Source organism: Campylobacter peloridis LMG 23910 (assembly GCF_000816785.1).
GTDB classification, from domain to species: domain Bacteria; phylum Campylobacterota; class Campylobacteria; order Campylobacterales; family Campylobacteraceae; genus Campylobacter_D; species Campylobacter_D peloridis.
In genome coordinates this window covers 843,835-864,364 of the sequence record NZ_CP007766.1, presented here as the reverse complement: position 1 = coordinate 864,364, position 20,530 = coordinate 843,835, and the positions used below count along the sequence as shown (strand labels likewise).

Below are 20,530 nucleotides of genomic sequence, written 5' to 3'. Positions count from 1 at the left end.
ATGAAGCAAATTACTCTAGCCCATGGTGGCGGTGGCGAAGAAATGAATGCTTTGGTAAATGAAATTTTTTCTATTTTTGAAAATGATGTTTTAAAAGAAGCAAATGATGCTGCTATTTTAGATGATTTGGCTTTTAGCACTGATTCTTTTGTATTAAACCCTATCTTCTTAAAAGATATAAACATAGGAAAATTAGCAGTTTGTGGTAGTATAAATGATGTATTAATGGTAGGGGCAAAACCGCTATATTTGTCATTAGCTTTGATTTTAGAAGAGGGTTTTGAGATAGAAAAGTTAAAAATCATACTAAAATCCATAAAAGAAGAATGCGATAAAGCAGGAGTAAAACTAGTTTGTGGAGATACCAAAGTCGTTCCTAAAAATAAAGGCGATGAGATATATATTAATACTTCATGTATAGGCAAAAATATGCAAAAAATCAACACTAAAAACTTAAAAAGTGGTTGTAGTATATTAGTTTCAAGAGATATTGGAGCTCATGGTTGTGCGGTTTTGATTGAAAGAAATAATTTAGAAGCAAATATAAAAAGTGATTGTAAAAGCTTAAAAGATGAAGTTTTAGCACTTTTAAATGCAGATATTTCCATAAAAGCAATGCGTGATGCTACGCGTGGCGGACTTAGTGCGGTTTTAAATGAATGGAGTAAATTAAGTGGTTTAGAACTTTTGGTGCATGAAGAAAGAATTCCAGTTTGTGATGAAGTTTTAGGAGTTTGTGAGCTTTTTGGCTATGAGCCTTATGAGCTTGCAAATGAAGGAACTTTTATTATTTGTGTTGATAAAAAAGATGAGCAAAAAACATTAGAAATTTTAAAGCAGTTTAATCCTAGTGCAGCTATTATAGGTGAAATCACAGCTAATGAAAAAGCAAGAGTGGTTTTAGAAAATGCTTATGGAGCAAAACGCATTTTAGAAGCTCCAAAAGGCGAACTTTTACCAAGAATTTGCTAATGCATGAATTAAGTATCACAGAATCTTTGCTAGAGCTTTGCGAAGAATATGCCCAAGGAAAAATTGTTGAAGAAGTGCATGTTAAAATAGGGCGTTTAAGTGGGGTTGAACCTCCGCTTTTGCAAAGAAGTTTTGAAACTTTTAAAGAAAATAGTCCTTTATGCAAGAATGCTAAATTTATCATGCATATTCAAGAGGTGGTAGTGGAGTGTCAAAAATGTCATTTTAGCGGGGTACTTGAAAATAATATCTTTTGGTGTCCAAAATGTGAAGATAAGGATTTAAAAATCATAGACGGAGAAGAACTTTATCTTATGCAACTTGTTTTAAAGGAAGATGTTTGAAAAAAATTATCATAGGATTAGTATTAATGTGTATGAATGTTTTATCTAAAGAAATTATTTTAGGTGGAGGATGTTTTTGGTGTACTCAAGCTGTGTTTGATGGGGTTAAAGGCGTAGTTTATACTGAAGTAGGTTATAGCGGTGGTAAGCCAAATCCAAGTTATGAAAGCGTAGTAAATGGCGATGGAAATATAGAAGTAGCTAAGATAGTATATGATGAAAAACAAATTTCATTAGAAAAAATTTTAGAAATCTTTTTTAAAATGCATGATCCAACAAGTAAAGATAAACAAGGTGCTGATGAGGGTATTCAATATAGATCGGCTATTTTTTACCAAGATGATGAGGATTTAACAACCATTACTAATTTTATAAAATCTGCTCAAAGAAATTATTCTAAAGCGATACTTACACAAGTGTCTAAACTTCAAAAATATTATAAAGGCGAAGAATATCACCAAAAATATTTTGAAAAAAATCCTAATCAAGCATATTGTAGATTTGTTATAGTGCCAAAATTAGAAAAAACTAGCGATTATCGCTAGCTTTTCTTTTTAGAAATAGGACAAACTCCAAGAGGACAAGCTTGCTTACCGCTTAAAACCCTTATAGGGCATACTCCAAAGATTCCTGTTAATAAAGGAATTAAACCCAATAATCCCCACCAAGTTGAAAAATAAATTCCCAAAGAAAAAGCTAGCATAGACAAAGCTATTCTTAAAATTCTTTCCACTTTACTCATAATGTCTCCTTTTTTTCTTGACATTTTAAATAATTTTTTGAATTTTTTCTGTGACAAAGTCACAAAGTGAGTAAAGTGATTTTTCCTCTTTGAATTTCAATTTTTCCTTCTTTTTCTAATTCTTTTAAAATCCTAGAAACAACTTCTCTTGCGCTACCTAAATGATTTGCAAGTGCTTCATGAGTGATTTTTAAAGTGTTATTAGTAGCATTTTCTTTTAAAAATTCACACACCCTAAAAGATAAAGGACTAAACAAAGCTTGTTCTAAAACTTTAACCAAGGTATTAAATCGCTTTGTGATTAAACTTAAGACATAATTATTAATTTTTGGGTATTTATCTTTTAAAGTTTTAAAAATATTAGCAGGAATAATTGCAATACTTGTATCTTGAGAACTTTGTATAAACACATCATAAGAAATACTATCTACATTACATTCAGAACATATAATGCATTCATCATTTTCTTTAAGATGAAAAAGTGTAATTTCTTTGGCATTTGGAGTTAAAATAAATGCTCTAAGTTCGCCTTTTAAGACTTTTACAAAACCAAGGCATTCATCATTAACTTTAAAATTTTTTTCAATATTTTTTATTTGTATATTTTTTTGCAAAAAATCAAAATCTTGTTTTTCAAGATCAAAACGAGAAAGAAAATTTTCCATTATTACAAACTTTAAAAGCCTTAAAAAAGGCTTTTAAATTAGTGGCAACCACAACCGCCACATCCACAACTTTGACTAAAAAAGCTTTCTAAAGCTTGCATATTTGGTAACTCTGTTACTTCATTAACCAATTCTTTATACACAAGCACACCATCTTTTACTACAAAAACCGCCCTTGCTAAAATACCCTCAAGTGGGCCATCAGCCATTAAAACGCCGTATTTTTCACCAAATTCTTTAGATACAAAATCACTCGCAACGCTTAAATTTTCTATACCTTCGGTTGAGCAAAAACGACCCATTGCAAAAGGTAAATCCATACTCACAACAATCACTTCAGCATTGCTTGATGAAGCTGCTTTTTTGTTAAATTCTCTAGCTTCTGTTGCACAAACTGGAGTATCAAGACTTGGAACGCTGATGATAATTTGTGTTTTACCTTTTGGAGCAATTTCGATATTTGAAAGATCTTTTGCTTTTAAAGTGATATTTGGAGCCACATCACCAACTTGGATATTGTTTCCTTTTAAATTAACCTTATTGCCTTTAAATAAAACGCTGTTCATTTTTTCTCCTTTGTAAAATTTTAATTAATCATAATATAAAAAGATTAATAAAGTCTTATTTTGTTTCATCTTTAGACATGCCTGCTTCAACTAAAAAACAAGATGGCTGATAATTAGTTTTTTTGATTTTGTCATATTTTGCATAGCTTAAATACAAAGTATCCTTAGCCCTAGTAACAGCTACATAAAAAAGTCTTCGCTCTTCTTCTAAACTACCACCCATACTCATGAGTTTTTGGTTAGGAAATCTTCCATGTGCTAAATCAATTACAAAAACAAGTTCAAATTCAAGTCCCTTGCTAGCATGTATACTTAAAAGATTAACTCCTTTGCCACTACTCATTTCACTAGCTCCAAGAGTTAAAAAATTATAATATTTATAATTGTCACTATAATTTTTTGCAAGCTCTTTTAATACAAACATCTTGGCATTGATTTTTTCTAAAATTTCACTTTTTTTATTCAAATCTACATTAGAGTTTTTATTAGTTGCTCTTTTAGTTGCTAAAATATCACAAATTTCTTTAAAATAATCATTTTCTAAAATTAAATTCACAAGCTGACTTGAAATTTTACACTCACTTGCTTTTTTTATAAAAAGATAAATTTTTTCAAGATTTTTCGCACAAAGCTCGTTGATTTTAGGTAGGCTTAAAATAGGGTGGGTATTAAATTCACTTTCTAGGTTAAACCTTGAAGGCGAAGCTAACTCTTCTATATCATCAAAAAGCCCTAGTTGATAACTTTGTTTTTTGTATTTTTTTAAACTTATGCTAGCATCAGGGTTTAAAAAGCCTTTAATCAAACTAGAATGTCCTAGTTTTAACAAAGCATCAAAAATATCTTTAGCTAAAACACCACCTACACCTTTGGTGTATTCAAGTAAATGTATAAAAGCCATGATATCTTTTGGATTTAAAATTATCGCAAGCATAGAGCAAAAATTTTTAACTTCTAAGCTTTCAAAAAAACTTCCTCCACCCTTTCTTTTACTTGATATTCCAAGTTCCCTTAAGGCTACTTCTATTCCATCTGCACTTGAATTATTTCTAAAAATAACCGCAATTTCATCAAGATTTACTCCACTTTGTAGTATCAGTTTTGCTATGGTAGAGTATTGATCAAACAATTCATTAAAAGTTAATAAACTTGGTGCTTTAAAATCTCCTTCTCTAGTTACAATCAATTCTTTAGGATATAATCTTTCATTGTTTAAAATTACTTTATTGGCTAATGCAAGAATACTTTTACTTGAGCGATAATTTTTATTCAAAGTGAAAATATTTGCATCAATAAATCTATCTTTAAAACTTCCAATAATAGAAATATCAGCCCCATTAAAAGCATAAATACTTTGATCATAATCACCCACGCAAAATAAACTTTTGCTTTTAAAAGCATCAATTAATGAACCTTGTAAAGTGTTAGTATCTTGATACTCATCAACCAAAATTTCATCAAATTCGAAGTGATTTGAATTTAAAGCTTGTTTTAGTTTTATAAGTAAATCATTAAAATCTACATAATTAAAACGCGCTTTTTCTTCTTCATATTCTTTTAAAATATCTTCATAAATTTCGACATAAACTGCTTGTTCTTCATAGTTTTGGCAAAACCAATTATAAAATTCATCTAAGTTTGTATTAGTATTTTGAAATAAAGAATATATATCATATAAATAACTAGGCATATAAGGTTTAGTGTCACTTAAATGATGAAAGGTGCGTTTTTCGAAAATAGAACGCAAAAGAATTTTAAGCTCACTAGCTGGTTTTAAAATAATATCATGATTTAACTCTTTAAGTAGAGTGTAAGCAGTGCTGTGAAAGGTTCCTGCGGTGATTTTTGAAGTAATGTTTTTATCAAAATACTTACTAAGTCTTTCTATCATTTCTTTGCTAGCTTTATTGGTAAAAGTTAAAAGCATAATTTTTTCAGGCTTTATACCATTTTGAAGTAAAAAAGCTATTCTTGCAACTATAGTTGAAGTTTTGCCTGTGCCTGCACTTGCTATGATTAGATTGTGTCCAAATGGAGCACTAGCAGCTTTGTATTGTTCTTCGTTTAAACGCGATAAGGGCATGAAAATCCTAGTTTAAGATATTATATTTTGTATATCATTAAAATAAAAATAATTAATCCCATCTTTATAATCATAAAAAAGTGTTAATCTATGAGAATCTAATATAGTTTTTACTATATAAAGTCCAAGACCAAAACTATCTTTATTTTTCTTCCCTTGAGTAAAAGCTTGGGTATAGTATTTTAATTCTTTATCCAAAGCTTTACCTTTGTTTTTAAAGCAAAGGTAGTCTTTGGTTATTTCTATTGTTACTTTATTTTCATCAGAGTATTTTATAGCATTATCTATCATATTTTTCATAGCTGTTGTAAAAAGTTTAAAATCAACATTTACACTAAAGCTTTCTTTAATGCTAATTTTTATTTTTTCATCATCATTCATTGCTATATCTTTTGCTTCATCTAAAAGATCTAAAATATTGTATTTTTTTAAATTTATCAATCCACTTCCAGAAGTAATTTGTTCAATTGCAGCAAATTCATTAATTAAAACTTCAAGACGATTAAATGCACCAATTAATCTTTCTTTGTATTTGCTATCTTCAAGCATTTCAAGAGTAATCAAACCTTTGGTAATAGGGGTTTTTAATTCATGCATAATATTTCTTAAAAAAAATTGTCTTGATTTATTTAATTTTTGTATTCTTAAAATAGACTCATAAAATGCGGTCGCAACTTGGGAAATTTCATCATTTCCTTTGCTTACATTTTGAATTTCATCTAGTTTATTTTCTCCAAATTTATCAATTTGTCTTTTTAAAGCTCTTAGCGGTTTTAATTTTTTAATAATAAACAAATACAACACTATCAAAACTAGCACCACTATACTTGCAATAAGTTTGATTACAAAATAACGATAACCTTGATATTCTAAATCTTTATACAAAAAAAGTTTTCCATCAAAAATAATTTTTAAATAAACATTATCCTCTAAAGTAATAATTTCCACAATAGCTGTGCTAGTTTGGGCACGAGCAATAGTTTCGGCCTTATAAATAATGTTTTTAATTGAATTTGGATTAATTATTTCAACCATTTTATAGTTTTTAGTTTGCTCTTGGAATTCTTTTTCGCTAATAACATGGTTAAAATACAACAACCTTGCATTAGCTATAAAAGAATACTTTGCATTAAGCTCATTAGTATAGTTTTGCTGGTCATATTTTATTAGCCATAAAAAAGCTAAAATGACACTAGTTATGGCTAATAAAAAAACAAAAGTTATAGTATAAAAAATAGATGATTTATTCATTGGGTTAATTTATATCCTATACCTCTAATAGAATGAATGTATTTTGGAGTTTTAGGATCATCGCCAATTTTTTGTCTGATTCTGCTAATGATTACATCTATGCTTTTATTGCTAGAATCTTCGCTAATAGAACTACAATTATACACAAGCTCTTCGCGACTTACTACACCACCTTCTTTTTTGATCAAATAACTCAAAATATCAAACTCAGCGTTAGTAAAGCTAATTTCTTGATCTTTCATGGTAATGGTATGTTTGAATTTGTCATAAACTAAATCTTTTTTTACTTGAGCTTGAGCGGTTTTTGTATTTGAAATTCTTCTTAAATGACTTTTAATTCTTGCTTGAAGCTCTTGAGGGTTATATGGTTTTGGTAAATAATCATCAGCGCCCAAATCAAGTGCTGCAACTTTATCACTAATATCATGTCTAGCACTTGAAATAATAATAGGCGTATCGTATTTTTTACGAATTTCTTCGCACACTTCAAGCCCATCAAGTCCAGGTAAACTTAAATCCAAAATGATTAAATCATAAGGATTTAAAGCAAGCCTTGAAAGGCCTATATAAGGCTCATGGGCAATGTCTACTTTCATATCAAATTGATCTAAATATTCAGCTATAATTTCAGCTAATTCCAAATCATCTTCTATCATCAAAATTTTAATCATTATTTTTCCTTAATTTTTATTAAAAAAGTAAAGCTCTAACCAATCCACCTCTATTGATCCATATTTTAACATATTCTTTACCTTTATTTAATTCCAAAGCTTTAGATAATTCTTTGAAATTCGTAACCTCATATTGATCAATTCCTATTATAATATCACCTTGTTCAAAACCTATTTTTTCAGCTTTTGATTTTGGGGTTACTTCTGTGATTAAAATACCATTAATATTGTCAGGTATGCGGTATTGTTGTTTATTTTTGCTATTTAATTCTATCAATTTCAAACCATCGATATAACCTTTTTCATATTGTAGCGACTTTTCATCTGTTTTTAACATAAATTTTGCTGTTTTGACTTTGTTATCTCTTTCATAAGTTACTTCTATAGTTTGTTTTGGATCAATACTTCCTATATAATTTTTTAAATCCATAGGACTTTTAATCGCGGTTTTATCAACTTTTATAATCAAATCACCTCTTTTTAATCCAGCATTATCCGCTGCTGAATCTTTTTGAACTTCGGTGATTAAAGCTCCTTCTTTATTGGTATAAGCTTTTTTAATATCTTGAGTTAAAGCTCCTATAACAACGCCTAAATATCCTCTTTCGATTTTTCCATGTTCAATTAATTTTAAAGCTATAGTTTTTGCCATATTTGAAGGAATGGCAAAACCAATACCATTGTTTCCTCCACTTCTTGAAAGTATGGCTGAATTTATTCCAACTAAAGCTCCTCTGCTATCTACTAAAGCCCCACCTGAATTTCCTGGATTTATAGAAGCATCAGTTTGTATAAAATTTTCATATTGGTTTAAACCAATATTATTTTTATTTAAAGCTGAAATTATGCCGCTTGTAACGCTACTGCCAACCCCAAAAGGATTACCTAGGGCAAATACAACATCACCTTCTAGTAATTTATCAGAATCAGCAAAAACAACTGCTGGTAAATCTTTTGCTTCAATTTTTATCACTGCTAAATCTGTTTTAGGATCAGCTCCAATTAATTTAGCCTTATATTCTGTGCTTGAATCAGGTAAATTTACAGTGATTTTGTCAGCTCCTTCGATAACATGGTTGTTAGTAATAATATAACCATCACTTGAAATAATCACTCCCGAACCAAGCGAACTTACTACTTCTTTTTCTTTATTTTTTTTGTTTTTTGGAGTTTGTGGGAAATCAAATCCAAAAAATTGCTTAAAATAAGGATCATTGAAAAAATCATCAATCCCAAAAGAAGAATTTTGCACGGTTTTAGAAGTTGATATATTTACTACTGAATTTTTAACTTTTTGTATAGAATCATGGTAAGAAAGTATAGTATTTGGGTTGTTTGATGGCAAAGCTCTTTGTGCGTTATCATCTACTTGCTTTATATTAATACTTGCACTAAACAAACTTGTTGAAACAATCAAAGAAAGTAAAATGGTTTTTTTCATTCTTCATCCTTTTAAAAATATTTTTTCATAGTATAAAATTTTATTTTTACACAATCGTAAATAAAACCTTTAGTTTTAAAACTTATAAAAGTTGATTGACTAAGACTAAAGTTTTTGCTATAATCTAAACTAAATATAATATTAAGGAAATATATAATGAGTAATAGTTTATATGATACTTTAGGCGTAGCTAAAAATGCTAGTGCCGATGAAATTAAAAAAGCTTATAGACGCTTAGCAAGACAATATCACCCCGATATCAACAAAGAAGCTGGTGCTGAAGAAAAATTTAAAGAGATTAATGCTGCTTATGAAATTTTAAATGATGAGAAAAAAAGAGCACAATATGATCGTTATGGGGATTCTATGTTTGGCGGTCAAAGTTTTCATGATTTTTCAAGAAATACAGGTGGTGCTGATATTAATGATATTTTAAAAAATATCTTTGGTGGAGGCGGTTTTGGTGGATTTGGGGGCGGTTTTAGCTCTAGTAATAATTTTAGAAGCGGTTTTGGTGGATTTGGTGGATTTGAAGAGGATTTAGATTTGCAAGCTAGTGTAAAAATTCCTTTTGAAAAAGGAATTTTAGGTGGAGAACATACCATAATGATAAATAATGAACAAATAAAAATTAAAATTCCTCATGGTATAAAAGATGGAGAAAAACTACGCATACGCGGTAAAGGTAAAAATCTTCAAGGCCAAAAAGGGGATTTGATTTTAAAAGTGGAGCTTCAAAAGAGTCAAGAATATGAAAGAGAAGATGATGATTTGTATAAAAAAGTTGAAATCAGTTTAAAAACCGCTCTTTTTGGTGATAAAATTTCTATCCATACTCCAAGAAAGGAAGTAAAAGTTACCATTCCACCTAATTCTAAAAATAATCAAAAAATCAGACTAAAAGGTTATGGTGTTCAAAATAGAAAAACCGATTTATATGGAGATATGTATTTAATTTTAAATGTAAAATTACCAGATCTTAATACTTTAGATCCTGAATTTGTAAAAATTTTAGAAGAAAAATTACCTAAGGAGTAAAAAAATGGAACATAGTTATGATGAACCAGTTTATTTAATAAGTGTTGTTGCAAAGGTTTTAAGTATTCATCCTCAAACACTAAGACAATATGAAAAAGAAGGGTTAGTTGAGCCTAGTAGAACAGATGGTAAGATGAGACTTTATTCTCAAAAAGATATAGATAGAATTAAAATGATTTTGCGTTTAACAAGAGATTTGGGAGTAAATTTAGCAGGAGTTGATGTGATTTTAAAACTCAAAACAAAAATGGATGAATTTGAAAATATAATAGAAGAATTAAGATTAGAACTTGACAAAAAAACTAATCCTTCAAAATCAAGAGCAGTAGTAAAACATAGAAGTAATTTTGATTTAATTTTTCTAGAAAATATAAAATAATTGTCTTTTAAAGGTTTATAGGTGAATGAATTTTTAACCTTGTTTTTAACAGCTGTTGCAGTTGCAGTTGTTCTAAATGTTATATTAAAAAAATTTGGTATTCCTACTATCATAGGTTATATAGCCACAGGCTTATTTGTGCGTGAATTTTATGGTTTTAGCACTAATGAAATCATTATTCATGTGGCTGAATTTGGTATAGTTTTTTTGATGTTTACCATCGGACTTGAATTTTCTTTTAAACATCTTTTAGCTATGAAAAAAGAAGTGTTTTTAAATGGTAGTTTGCAAATGCTAACTTGCGGTTTAGTGTGCACTTTACTTGTTACTTATATTTTAGGTGTTAGCACTCATATAGCTATGATAGCTGGCTTTGCTTTAGCTTTATCCTCTACTGCTATAGTTTTAAAAATCTTAAATGATAGCGGGGATATTAATGAAGAATATGGTAGAAAAGCATTAGGAATTTTACTTTTTCAAGATATAGCTGTCATTCCTTTACTTTTAATGATTGATATTTTTAGCTCGCAAAATACTGACATATCCAAACTTTTGCTTACAACTTTGATAAGTGCTGTTATTTTACTCGTATTACTTTATTTTATAGGAAAATATCTTTTTACTTATGTTTTAAAATTTATCATAAAAACAAATGCAAATGAAATTTTTATAGCTACTATACTTTTTACCGTCATTGGTGCAAGTTTTTTGGCACATTCTTTTGGTTTTTCATATTCTCTTGGTGCTTTTATAGCTGGAGCATTGATTGCTGAAACAAAATATAAACATAAAATTGAAGCAGATTTAGTTCCTTTTAGAGATTTGCTTTTAGGATTTTTCTTTGTTAGTGTTGGCTTGCAAATTGATTTTCATTTAGTATTTGAAAATTGGTTTTTAATTTTTGTTTTTGTAAGCTTGGTTTTACTTATTAAATTTATTGTTATTTATGGACTTTTAGTCCTTTATACAAGAAAAAGAGTAGCGTTAAAAACTGCTCTTAGTATATCTCAGATAGGAGAATTTGCTCTAGCAGTATTTTCATTAATGCAAGTTAATTCGCTTTTAGATGAAAAAACAGCTCAAATTTTTATCATAGTTTCTATTATAACTATGGTAGCAACTCCTTTTATTTTAAATAACCTAAGAAAAATAGCTAATGCAGCAGAAGGTGAACAAGATGATATGGCTAAATTTTATTTATGCGATCAAAAAATGAAAGATCATTTTATTATCTTTGGCTATGCAAGATTAGGTCAAGAAGTGGTTCAAAAAATTAAAAAAACAGGAATTCCATATTTAGTTTTAGAAAGCGATTTAAATTTAGTTGAATTAGGTCGTAGCAGAAATGAAAATGTCTTTTTTGCAAATGTTGCCCAAGTTGAAACTTTAAAGATTGCTAATATCCAAGAATGTTCAGTTGCAATTATTACTATAAATAACGAAGCAAAACTAGATATGCTTTATCAAGTTCTTAGTAATTTAGACAAACCTATACAAACAGTCTTAAAAACAAGTGGAAGTGGATCTAAAATTATTTTTCCACATACAGATAAACATTTACATATTGTCGATGCAGAAGCTTCTATAGCTAGAAATCTAGTTCAAGAAGCTTTACAATGTAGAATCAACACAAGTGCAGCAGAATGAAAAACGAAGAAAAAGCTTTAAGAGTAAAATATGTAAGAGCTTTAGAAAAATTTACAAATTCTGCTGTTAGTGCTTTAAAAAGAGAAGATTTTAATATAATACTTTTTAAAGAAAGAATGCAAAAAAATGCTAAAATCTTTGAAAAAATTCAGGCTGTTTTTTTGGATTCTACTTATACTAAAGCTTTAGAAACTTTTGTTAATGAATGTTTAGATGATAAATTAGATCAAAAAAATTTAATATCAAAAGCAAATGCTTTATATAAGTTAAAAAACAATCAAAGTTATAAAAAAGAAAAACACAAAATAAAATATAAGGATGAGTATTGATAAATATAATTTTTGATATGGATGGAACATTAATAGATAGTGCTAATGCCATTGTATGTGCAGTAAATGAAATAAGAGCTGATTTAAATTTAGAGCCTTTAAAAAGAGAATTTATTTTAAACACTATCAATACGCCTGGGCAAAATTATGCCAAGATTTTTTATGGAGTTGATACTTTCTCGCATACTAGTTTTAAAGAAGGTTATGAGAAGTATTTTATCAAACATTATGATCAAAGCGTGGTGCTGTTTGATGGAGTACTTGATGTGCTTGAATTTTGTAAAGAAAATGGATGTTACATGGCTATTGCTACCAATGCTCCACAAGAAAGTTTAGTGCCTATATTGAAAAAGCAAAATATTCTTTCTTATTTTGATAAAATATTAGGTGTTAGCTATGGTATAGAGGCTAAACCTAATCCTATGATGTTAAATTTAATCACAAATGAAGCAAAATATAATAAAAGCATTTTTATAGGCGATAGTTTAAAAGATAGACTTTGTGCTAAAAATGCTAATATAGATTATATACATATATCATGGCATAAAGAAATTAAAGAATTAGATGAAGCTAATGATAAAATTACTTTAATAGAAAAAATTCAAACTTATATAAAAGGTTAAAAATGGATATTTTTGATGAAATGTTTGCAAAAAGCCCTAAGGAAAAATTTATTGAAACAATAAAACATGCAAATCTGGGTGCTTTAGAAAATGTAATGGAAAAATTATTAGCTGATCATATAGCTATGATAGAGCTTTTGGAAAAAAATAATCTTAATGAAAATGATGTGGCACAATTTCAAATGGAAAACTCACTTTTAATTGATGAGAGAAAAAATGATTTTTACATAGGATTAAGTGCTGAAATTTTAGGACATGAAGGTTAAAGATTGCGTTTTGTTTTAAGTTTATTTTTAATTATTCATTTTTCATATGCTGAAGTTTTTTTTGACTATACTTATAAATTTACCTTGAAAAAAGATGAAAAAGCTAGAGTAATAATAAAAGAAATTGACTATCCTGATGAAATTTATAGTTTTGATTTTTCATGGACTTTATTTGATCAAACTAATATCATAGTCCATTCTAAGTATAAAAAATACCCTAGACAATTTGTAATGTCTTTAAGAAGAAATTTAAACTGGGTTGATCAAACTTTAATCCCTGATTATAAAAACCCTCATATAGATAGAGCAAGGTTAATTTTAGAATTTAGCAATTTTGAAAAAGGAGAAGGAATTTTTACTATTTATATAGAAGATAGAGAAAAAAGGTTAGAGGTTAAATTTATAGATCCTAGAAAACCGCCGCTTAACCAAAACTAAAGCAATTTTTAATAAAATACACGAAATAAAACAAGGAAAGCATAGTGCAAAAAATCGATCAATATATGCATGAATTTTTATCTGAATTAGCTTATGAACCTATTTTAACCATGAGTTCAAAACTCCAAGGTGGTAAAAAATTACGCTCAAAATTACTTTTAAAAATAGCTGGTGAAAATGAAATTAGTTATAAAATTTGTGCAATTATAGAATTAATCCATAGTGCTAGTTTGCTTCATGATGATGTGATAGATGAAGCAAAATTAAGAAGAGGTGTGCAGTCTATAAATGCACAATTTGGTGCTAAAAATGCAATTATGCTTGGTGATATTTTATACTCAAAAGCATTTTATGAGCTTTCTTTGATAGATTTAAAATTAGCTAAAATAATTTCAAATGCTGTAGTTAAGCTTTCTGTGGGCGAATTGATGGATGTAAATTTAAGTGAGACTTTTAATACTGATAAAAATGCTTATTTACAAATGATATATAATAAAACAGCTATTTTGATCGAAGCAAGTGCAAGGTGTGGTGCCATACTTGCTAAATTAGATGAAAATGATTTTGCAAATTATGGAAAAAATTTAGGATTAGCTTTTCAAATTGTTGATGATATTTTAGACATAATAAGTGATGAAAAAACTTTAGGCAAACCTGTTATGAGTGATTTTAAAGAAGGCAAAACAACGCTTGCATATATGTATTTATATGAGAAATTAAATTCTAAAGAGCAAAATATTTTAAAAAATCTCTATAAAAAAGACTTAAAAGAAGAGCAAATAGTTTGGATAAAAAACAAAATGCAAGAATATAATATTTTAAACCAAATTACACTAGAATTAAATAATTATGCATATGAAGCATTAAAATCCATTGAAAAATATCAAATGAAAGATTTAGAAGATATCGTTAAAAGCATGATAGAAAGGGAATTTTAATGCATTATTATTGTATCAGTTTTACGCATAAAAATACAGATATTGCTACTAGAGAAAAGCTTTCTTTTTCAAATGAAACAAAGAAAAAAGAATTATTCAAACTCATACACTCAAATAATAAAATTTTAGAAAGTTTGATTCTTAGCACCTGTAATAGGGTTGAAATTTTTCTTTTTTTAGGGGAAATTGAAGGAATTAATACCCATGTTTTAAATTCTCTTTGTTTGCTTTGTGGTGTTGATAAAGAAGAACTAAACACAAAAGCAGATTTTTATGAAAATAGCGGGGCTATTCATCATCTATTTTCTGTAGCAAGCTCGCTTGATAGTTTAGTTATAGGAGAAACACAAATTGCTGGGCAATTAAAAGATGCGTATAAATTTGCTTTACAAGAGCAAAGATGTGGTGTTCATTTAACAAGAGCAATACATTATGCTTTTAAATGTGCAGCTAGTGTTAGAAATCAAACTGAAATTTCTAAAAATCCTATTTCAGTAGCTTCTGTTGCAGTAGCTAAAGCTAAAGAACTTTTAAATTTAGAAAACAAAACCGCAGTTGTAGTAGGTGCAGGAGAGATGAGTGAGCTAGCCTGTAAACATTTACTAAATGCAAAAGCAAATGTCTTAGTTTTAAATAGGGATTTAGAACATGCTAAAAATTTGTGTTTAAATTTAGGAGAAAATGCAAAATATGATAGCATTGCTAATTTAAAGCAAGCGCTAAATCAATATGAGATATTTTTTAGTGCTACTAATGCTCCACATGCTATTATAACTAATGATTTATTAGAAGAAAAAGATTATAAAAGATATTTTTTTGATATAGCAGTTCCTAGGGATATTGATGTAAAAGCAAATGAAAAAAACATCATTTATGCAGTAGATGATTTAGAAGAAGTAGTAAGAAAAAATTTAATTTTAAGAGAACATCAAGCACAAATTGCCTATTCGATTGTAGGAACTATGACAAATGATTTTTTTAAACATTTAAGTAAATTAGCTACCTTGCCACTAGTAAAGCAATTGCGTTTACAAGCAGATGAAATAGCTAAAAAAGAATTACAAAAAGCAATCAGCAAAGGCTATTTAAAAAATTCAGATCATGAAGAAGCTAGAAAGCTTATAAAACAAGTTATAAATGTATTTTTACATCATCCTAGTGTTAATTTAAAAAAACTAAGTGGAACTATGCAAAATGATTCAGTAGTTAATGCTATGCGATATGTGTTTGATTTAAAAAATGAAAATTTAGAAGGTTTAAATCTTTATAAGTGTGAATTTAATTTGGAGAATAATCATGAGATTTAGTCAATTTTATGCTATTAGTTCAAAAGAAAATCCAAAAGATGCTACTTTGCCAAGTCATATATTTTTAGTTAAAGGTGCATTTGTAGAACAAATTGGAAGTGGTTTGTATAATTTTTTACCTTTAGGAAAAAGAGTTTTAGATAAGATTAAAAATATCATCAAAGAAGAAATGGATAAAGCAGGAGCTTTAGAAGTAAATTTAAGCTTTAACACCCCAGCTGAACTTTGGAAAGAAAGTGGGAGATTTAATGTTTTTGGTAAGGAACTTTTACGCTTTAAAGATAGAAAAGAAAATGATTTTGTTTTAGGGCCAACTCACGAAGAAGCCATGGTAGCACTAGTTAGAAATAAAATAAATTCTTATAAGCAACTTCCCTTGCATTTGTATCAAATAGGGCTTAAATTTAGAGATGAAGCCAGACCTAGGTTTGGACTTTTAAGATGTAGAGAATTTTTAATGAAAGATGGTTATAGTTTTCATGCAAGTGAAGCAGATTTAGATAAAGAATTTAACCTTATGCATGAAACTTATAGCAAAATTCTTACGCGATTAGGGCTTGATTTTAGAGCAGTTGAAGCTGATAGTGGCGCAATTGGCGGAAGTGGTTCAAAAGAATTTATGGTTTTAGCTAAAAATGGTGAGGATGATATATTATTATGTGAACATTGTGATTATGCAGCAAATATTGAAGCAGCAAAAAGAGCTAAAAAAACTTGTAAAGATGAAAGACCAGAAGCTGATTTTGCGACACAATTTTATACTCCAAATGTAAAAACTATAGAAGAATTAGCTGAATTTTTTAAAATCAATCCCTACTATAGCATCAAAGCTATTGCTAAAAAAGCTATTTATGAAAATGAAGAAAAAATCGTGATATTCTTTATACGCGGTGATGATGAATTGCAAGATGTGAAAGCTTTAAATGCGGCAAATGCCTTAGAACTAACAGATGTTAGCGAGGAAGAGTTGGAAAAAATAGGTTTAACTCCTGGTTTTATAGGTTTTGTAAATTTACATGGAGTTGACTTTTATATAGATTGTGAGCTTGAAAACGAAACTAATATGATTATAGGAGCCAATAAAAAAGATTATCATTTAGTTGGAATTAATGTTGTAAATTTAAATAAAGAACGCTTTAAAGATCTTATAGCTGTAAAAGAGCATGATCTTTGTCCAAAATGCCAACATAAACTTAAACAAAGTAAAGGTATAGAAGTAGGGCATATTTTTAAACTTGGTAATAAATACTCAAAAGCAATGAATGCAAGCTATTTAGATGAAAATGGTAAAGCTCAGTTTTTCACTATGGGTTGTTATGGTATGGGAGTGAGTCGTTTAGTAGCTGTTGCCATAGAAGCAAGCCATGATGAAAAAGGTTGTATTTGGAATAAAACTTTAGCTCCTTTTGTTTTAGATATTATCGTTTCTAATACAAAAGATGCAAAAGCTATGGAATTTGCTGAGCAAATTTACACTCATTTTAAAGATAAAGAAATTTTATTTGATGATAGAAATGAGCGTTTTGGTGTAAAGATTAATGATTTTGAATTAATGGGCTTTCCTTATGCTTTAGTTATAGGTAAGGGCCTAGAAAATGATGAAGTAGAGTTAATCCATAGAAATACCTTAGAAAAACAAGTTTTGAAAACCCAAGAAATAATTTCATATTTAGAGAAAATTCTATGATGGTAAAAACAAATTTAAGTGCATTTTTGATTTTAGAATTAATCGCTAGTATTTTATTTATAACCTTTTTCGGCTTTTTAAATTTTTTTATGATAGTTTTTGCAAGTATGTTTTTAGGGGCAATGTTTTTAGCAAAAACTTGGACAAATCTTATCACTATGCAAAATACTAACACAAATTTATTTGGTATGATTAAATTATTTTCTTTAACTATAGTTGGAATTTTACTTTTAATACCAGGAATTTTAAGCACATTTTTAGGAATTTTACTTTTATTTTTTATGATGATATTGAAACTTTTTACAAAACAAAAAAATAAAAACTATCATCAAACAAATAATGAAGAAGAAATTATAGATGTAGAAATCATACAGGAGCATAAAAAATGCAATTAATCATCGCAACAAGAAAAAGTCAGCTTGCATTATGGCAAAGCGAACATATAAAAGAAAAATTATCACAAACACATCCTGAATTGAAAATTTCTTTAGAGGGTTTTAAAACTAAAGGTGATGTTTTACTTGATTCTCCTTTAGCTAAAATAGGCGGAAAAGGACTTTTTACAAAAGAACTTGAAGAAAGCATGTTAAGAGGTGATTCGCATTTAGCTGTGCATAGCTTAAAAGATGTGCCAAGCTTCTTTCCTGATGGCTTAGTTTTAGCTGCTATATCAAAAAGAGAAGTAGTAAATGATGCTTTTTTAAGCGAACATTATGAAAACTTAAATGCCCTTCCAAAAGGTGCAAAAGTAGGTACTACAAGTCTTAGAAGAAGAATGCAGCTTTTAGCATTAAGACCTGATTTACATATTGTTTCTTTAAGAGGAAATATTAACTCACGCTTAGAAAAACTTAAAGCTAAGGAATTTGATGCTATTATTTTAGCACTAGCTGGCATTAAACGCTTGGGTTTAGATAAAGAAATTAAACACATTAGAGCTTTTGAGCTTGATGAGATGATACCTGCAGCTTCACAAGGAGCTTTAGGCATAGAAAGTATTGATGATAAACAAATTTTAAAATACCTAGAATGCTTAAACAATGAAAATGCCTTTATAGAAACTCATATAGAAAGAGATTTTATAAAAACTTTAGAAGGGGGCTGTCAAGTTCCTATAGGCATTAATGCAAAAATCATTGATGAAAAAATAGAAATTCGCGCCATAGTAGGCTTACCTGATGCAAGTAAAATTTTAAAAGAAAAAAGAGTGATTGATAAGCAAAATTACTCAAATGCAGGCGAGCTTTTAGCTAAAGAAATGATAGCAAAGGGTGCAAAAGAAATTTTAAAAGAAGCAGAAAGTATGATATAAATGCAAAAATTCATAGAACTTTTAGAAAAAAATAATTTATTAAAAACCATACATGAGCCAGTAGATATAGAACTTGAAATGGCACATTTAGCTTATATAGAAGTTAAAAAAGAAGACTCTAAAGCCTTGCTTTTTACTAATGCAGTAAAAAATGATAAAAAATACAATTATCCTGTTCTTTTAAATACTTTTTGTAACGAAAAAGCTTTGAATTTAGCATTTGGAAGAAGTTATGAAGAAGTAGCTAAAGAAATTAATTCCTTACTTAAAATGCATATACCACAAAACTTTGGAGCAAAATTAAATTTTTTCAAAACCTTGCTTGATTTAAAAAATATCCCACCAAAACGCATTAAAAAAGATGGAGAGTTTATCTATAAAAGTTTAAATTCTTTACATGAAATACCTATTTTAAAAACCTGGGAAAAAGACGCTGCGTCTTTTATCACCATGGGACAAGTTTATACTCAAAGCTTAGATGGTAAGCAAAATAATCTTGGAATGTATCGTCTGCAAGTAGTTGATGAAAAAACCTTGCTTATGCATTGGCAAATTCACAAAGATGCAAGCCATTTTTTCCATGAGTATAAAAAAGCAAATCAAAAAATGCCAGTAAGCATAGCCATAGGTGGAGATCCTTTATATATTTGGTGCGCTCAAGCACCTTTACCAAAAGGAATTTTTGAGCTTTTGCTTTATGGTTTTATCAAGAAAAAACCTGCTATTTTATCAAAATGCAAAAGCAATCACCTTTATGTGCCTTATGATAGTGACTTTGTAATTGAGGGTTTTGTAGATCCAAATGAATTTGCACCTGAGGGTCCTTTTGGGGATCATACGGGTTTTTATACCCCTGTTGAACCTTGTCCTGTTTTAAAAGTAGAAAAAATCTTTGCTAAAAAAAATGCGATTTATCAAGCCACCGTTGTTGGTAAACCACCTTTGGAAGATAAATACATGGGACTTGGTACAGAAAGGGTGTTTTTACCACTACTTCAAACCAATGCACCTGATTTGCTTGATTATAATATGCCTGAAAATGGAGTTTTTCATAATTTAATTCTAGCTAAAATAGAAGCAAAATACCCAGCACATGCTAAACAAATAATGCATACTTTTTGGGGGGTAGGGCAAATGAGTTTTGTTAAACATGCAATTTTTGTTGATGAAAATGCACCTTGTCTAAAAGATTATGATAAACTCATACCTTATATACTTAATCGCTTTGATGAAGAAAAATTACTTATTAGTGAAGGAATTTGTGATCAGCTTGATCATGCTTCAAGCACTTATTGCTATGGTGGTAAAGCAGGACTTGATGCATGTGGTGATGAAAAAAAAATCAAGCTTGAAATTCTAAGCGATGAAGCTTTACTTTCGCTTTTTAAGGAAAAAGATCAAAATATTTTAAATTTAAAACAATTTTACACCCAAACTTTTGCTCCAATTTGTGTGATTTTAATTGATAAAAAAGAAAAAATTATTCAAATTTTTGAAAAACTACAAAATTATAAAAAACATTTTAGAATTTTAGTTTTTTTAGATACAGATGCTATTTTAAAAAATCCTTACATGCTAGTATGGCGTGTGGTAAATAATATCGATGCAAAAAGAGATATTTTTATCAAAAAAGATTGTATTGCAATCGATGCGACAAATAAAGGATTATTAGAAGATTATCATAAAGAATGGCCTTTAATGACAAATTGTTCCAAAGAAGTTATAGATAGGCTTATTGCAAGAAATTTACTTATAAATGATGAAAAATTATTCAAAAAGTTTGAAATTTTTTAATTTTAAGCTTTTTGAGAACGCTTTTTGCTTATAAAAA

Annotated in this window: 23 protein-coding genes; 16 read left to right on the top strand and 7 right to left on the bottom strand. The window is 28.6% G+C overall.

Annotated features, from left to right (window positions below; genetic code table 11):
- The 3 genes from hypE to msrA are packed head-to-tail and all read left to right on the top strand — an operon-like array spanning nt 1 to nt 1,861.
- Nucleotides 1-972, top strand: a complete 972-nt coding sequence (gene hypE, locus CPEL_RS04330; RefSeq protein ID WP_044598771.1) for a hydrogenase expression/formation protein HypE — start codon at nt 1-3, stop codon at nt 970-972.
- Entirely contained in the window at nt 972-1,316 is a 345-nt protein-coding gene (locus tag CPEL_RS04325; protein ID WP_044598770.1) for a hydrogenase maturation nickel metallochaperone HypA/HybF, read from the top strand. Before hypE ends, CPEL_RS04325 begins: the two co-directional genes overlap by 1 nt.
- Before the next feature lie 32 nt (nt 1,317-1,348).
- The gene (gene msrA, locus CPEL_RS04320) at nt 1,349-1,861 is read left to right on the top strand and encodes a peptide-methionine (S)-S-oxide reductase MsrA (RefSeq protein ID WP_044599529.1); all 513 of its coding nucleotides are present in this window, start codon (nt 1,349-1,351) and stop codon (nt 1,859-1,861) included.
- Here msrA and CPEL_RS04315 read toward each other — a convergent pair.
- Genes CPEL_RS04315 through CPEL_RS04285 form a run of 7 tightly spaced genes read right to left on the bottom strand, consistent with a single transcriptional unit; the run spans nt 1,858 to nt 8,735 of the window.
- Nucleotides 1,858-2,058, bottom strand: coding sequence for a YgaP family membrane protein (locus tag CPEL_RS04315; protein ID WP_044598769.1), 201 nt, complete (start codon nt 2,056-2,058; stop codon nt 1,858-1,860). The genes msrA and CPEL_RS04315 overlap by 4 nt on opposite strands.
- Nucleotides 2,059-2,117: 59 nt before the next feature.
- Nucleotides 2,118-2,723, bottom strand: coding sequence for a Crp/Fnr family transcriptional regulator (locus tag CPEL_RS04310; RefSeq protein WP_044598768.1), 606 nt, complete (start codon nt 2,721-2,723; stop codon nt 2,118-2,120).
- A 38-nt stretch (nt 2,724-2,761) separates the two neighbouring features.
- Nucleotides 2,762-3,289 carry a thiol peroxidase gene (gene tpx, locus CPEL_RS04305; protein ID WP_044598767.1) on the bottom strand — a complete coding sequence of 176 codons (528 nt, stop codon included), beginning with the start codon at nt 3,287-3,289 and terminating at the stop codon, nt 2,762-2,764.
- Between the two features lie 55 nt (nt 3,290-3,344).
- A complete protein-coding gene (locus tag CPEL_RS04300; RefSeq protein ID WP_044598766.1) occupies nt 3,345-5,372 on the bottom strand; it encodes an ATP-dependent helicase in 2,028 nt (675 codons plus the stop codon).
- Between the two features lie 12 nt (nt 5,373-5,384).
- A complete protein-coding gene (locus CPEL_RS04295) occupies nt 5,385-6,623 on the bottom strand; it encodes an ArsS family sensor histidine kinase (RefSeq protein WP_044598765.1) in 1,239 nt (412 codons plus the stop codon).
- Nucleotides 6,620-7,294 (bottom strand): response regulator transcription factor, encoded by a 675-nt coding sequence (locus tag CPEL_RS04290; protein WP_044598764.1) that lies wholly within the window; start codon nt 7,292-7,294, stop codon nt 6,620-6,622. The genes CPEL_RS04295 and CPEL_RS04290 overlap by 4 nt, the downstream gene beginning before the upstream one ends.
- A gap of 19 nt (nt 7,295-7,313) precedes the next feature.
- The gene (locus CPEL_RS04285; RefSeq protein WP_044598763.1) at nt 7,314-8,735 is read right to left on the bottom strand and encodes a DegQ family serine endoprotease; all 1,422 of its coding nucleotides are present in this window, start codon (nt 8,733-8,735) and stop codon (nt 7,314-7,316) included.
- A gap of 156 nt (nt 8,736-8,891) precedes the next feature.
- On the opposite strand from CPEL_RS04285, the gene CPEL_RS04280 reads away from it, so the two are divergent.
- From CPEL_RS04280 to CPEL_RS04220, 13 genes are read left to right on the top strand one after another with little or no spacing between them, the layout of a single operon-like run.
- Entirely contained in the window at nt 8,892-9,773 is an 882-nt protein-coding gene (locus CPEL_RS04280) for a co-chaperone-curved DNA binding protein A (protein WP_044598762.1), read from the top strand.
- Between the two features lie 4 nt (nt 9,774-9,777).
- A complete protein-coding gene (locus CPEL_RS04275; RefSeq protein WP_044598761.1) occupies nt 9,778-10,152 on the top strand; it encodes a heat shock protein transcriptional repressor HspR in 375 nt (124 codons plus the stop codon).
- A 21-nt stretch (nt 10,153-10,173) separates the two neighbouring features.
- On the top strand, nt 10,174-11,799 hold the full coding sequence (locus CPEL_RS04270) for a glutathione-regulated potassium-efflux system protein KefB (RefSeq protein ID WP_044598760.1): 1,626 nt from the start codon (nt 10,174-10,176) through the stop codon (nt 11,797-11,799).
- Nucleotides 11,796-12,128 carry a hypothetical protein gene (locus CPEL_RS04265; protein ID WP_044598759.1) on the top strand — a complete coding sequence of 111 codons (333 nt, stop codon included), beginning with the start codon at nt 11,796-11,798 and terminating at the stop codon, nt 12,126-12,128. The genes CPEL_RS04270 and CPEL_RS04265 overlap by 4 nt, the downstream gene beginning before the upstream one ends.
- Entirely contained in the window at nt 12,125-12,751 is a 627-nt protein-coding gene (locus tag CPEL_RS04260; protein WP_044598758.1) for an HAD family hydrolase, read from the top strand. Before CPEL_RS04265 ends, CPEL_RS04260 begins: the two co-directional genes overlap by 4 nt.
- Before the next feature lie 2 nt (nt 12,752-12,753).
- On the top strand, nt 12,754-13,017 hold the full coding sequence (locus CPEL_RS04255; protein ID WP_044598757.1) for a DUF2018 family protein: 264 nt from the start codon (nt 12,754-12,756) through the stop codon (nt 13,015-13,017).
- A 3-nt stretch (nt 13,018-13,020) separates the two neighbouring features.
- Nucleotides 13,021-13,455 carry a hypothetical protein gene (locus CPEL_RS04250; protein ID WP_044598756.1) on the top strand — a complete coding sequence of 145 codons (435 nt, stop codon included), beginning with the start codon at nt 13,021-13,023 and terminating at the stop codon, nt 13,453-13,455.
- A 44-nt stretch (nt 13,456-13,499) separates the two neighbouring features.
- The gene (locus CPEL_RS04245; protein WP_044598755.1) at nt 13,500-14,393 is read left to right on the top strand and encodes a polyprenyl synthetase family protein; all 894 of its coding nucleotides are present in this window, start codon (nt 13,500-13,502) and stop codon (nt 14,391-14,393) included.
- Nucleotides 14,393-15,700 carry a glutamyl-tRNA reductase gene (gene hemA / locus CPEL_RS04240; protein WP_044598754.1) on the top strand — a complete coding sequence of 436 codons (1,308 nt, stop codon included), beginning with the start codon at nt 14,393-14,395 and terminating at the stop codon, nt 15,698-15,700. The genes CPEL_RS04245 and hemA overlap by 1 nt, the downstream gene beginning before the upstream one ends.
- Nucleotides 15,687-17,387, top strand: coding sequence for a proline--tRNA ligase (locus CPEL_RS04235; protein WP_148308800.1), 1,701 nt, complete (start codon nt 15,687-15,689; stop codon nt 17,385-17,387). The genes hemA and CPEL_RS04235 overlap by 14 nt, the downstream gene beginning before the upstream one ends.
- Nucleotides 17,384-17,782: an FxsA family protein gene (locus CPEL_RS04230; protein WP_044598752.1), complete on the top strand. Its 399-nt coding sequence runs from the start codon at nt 17,384-17,386 to the stop codon at nt 17,780-17,782. Before CPEL_RS04235 ends, CPEL_RS04230 begins: the two co-directional genes overlap by 4 nt.
- The gene (gene hemC / locus CPEL_RS04225; RefSeq protein WP_044598751.1) at nt 17,773-18,699 is read left to right on the top strand and encodes a hydroxymethylbilane synthase; all 927 of its coding nucleotides are present in this window, start codon (nt 17,773-17,775) and stop codon (nt 18,697-18,699) included. Before CPEL_RS04230 ends, hemC begins: the two co-directional genes overlap by 10 nt.
- Nucleotides 18,700-20,493: a menaquinone biosynthesis decarboxylase gene (locus tag CPEL_RS04220; RefSeq protein ID WP_044598750.1), complete on the top strand. Its 1,794-nt coding sequence runs from the start codon at nt 18,700-18,702 to the stop codon at nt 20,491-20,493.
- Nucleotides 20,494-20,530 lie beyond the last annotated feature (37 nt).

Bases quoted from the DNA above. Each gene is read 5' to 3' on its own strand.
- CPEL_RS04255 (WP_044598757.1), top strand. From the start codon at position 12,754: ATGGATATTTTTGATGAAATGTTTGCAAAAAGCCCTAAGGAAAAATTT.
- hypE (WP_044598771.1), top strand. From the start codon at position 1: ATGAAGCAAATTACTCTAGCCCATGGTGGCGGTGGCGAAGAAATGAAT.
- msrA (WP_044599529.1), top strand. From the start codon at position 1,349: ATGAATGTTTTATCTAAAGAAATTATTTTAGGTGGAGGATGTTTTTGG.
- CPEL_RS04275 (WP_044598761.1), top strand. From the start codon at position 9,778: ATGGAACATAGTTATGATGAACCAGTTTATTTAATAAGTGTTGTTGCA.
- CPEL_RS04315 (WP_044598769.1), bottom strand. From the start codon at position 2,058: ATGAGTAAAGTGGAAAGAATTTTAAGAATAGCTTTGTCTATGCTAGCT.
- CPEL_RS04265 (WP_044598759.1), top strand. From the start codon at position 11,796: ATGAAAAACGAAGAAAAAGCTTTAAGAGTAAAATATGTAAGAGCTTTA.
- CPEL_RS04220 (WP_044598750.1), top strand. From the start codon at position 18,700: ATGCAAAAATTCATAGAACTTTTAGAAAAAAATAATTTATTAAAAACC.
- CPEL_RS04285 (WP_044598763.1), bottom strand. From the start codon at position 8,735: ATGAAAAAAACCATTTTACTTTCTTTGATTGTTTCAACAAGTTTGTTT.
- CPEL_RS04290 (WP_044598764.1), bottom strand. From the start codon at position 7,294: ATGATTAAAATTTTGATGATAGAAGATGATTTGGAATTAGCTGAAATT.
- CPEL_RS04325 (WP_044598770.1), top strand. From the start codon at position 972: ATGCATGAATTAAGTATCACAGAATCTTTGCTAGAGCTTTGCGAAGAA.
- hemA (WP_044598754.1), top strand. From the start codon at position 14,393: ATGCATTATTATTGTATCAGTTTTACGCATAAAAATACAGATATTGCT.
- hemC (WP_044598751.1), top strand. From the start codon at position 17,773: ATGCAATTAATCATCGCAACAAGAAAAAGTCAGCTTGCATTATGGCAA.
- CPEL_RS04310 (WP_044598768.1), bottom strand. From the start codon at position 2,723: ATGGAAAATTTTCTTTCTCGTTTTGATCTTGAAAAACAAGATTTTGAT.
- CPEL_RS04295 (WP_044598765.1), bottom strand. From the start codon at position 6,623: ATGAATAAATCATCTATTTTTTATACTATAACTTTTGTTTTTTTATTA.
- CPEL_RS04230 (WP_044598752.1), top strand. From the start codon at position 17,384: ATGATGGTAAAAACAAATTTAAGTGCATTTTTGATTTTAGAATTAATC.
- CPEL_RS04280 (WP_044598762.1), top strand. From the start codon at position 8,892: ATGAGTAATAGTTTATATGATACTTTAGGCGTAGCTAAAAATGCTAGT.
- CPEL_RS04300 (WP_044598766.1), bottom strand. From the start codon at position 5,372: ATGCCCTTATCGCGTTTAAACGAAGAACAATACAAAGCTGCTAGTGCT.
- tpx (WP_044598767.1), bottom strand. From the start codon at position 3,289: ATGAACAGCGTTTTATTTAAAGGCAATAAGGTTAATTTAAAAGGAAAC.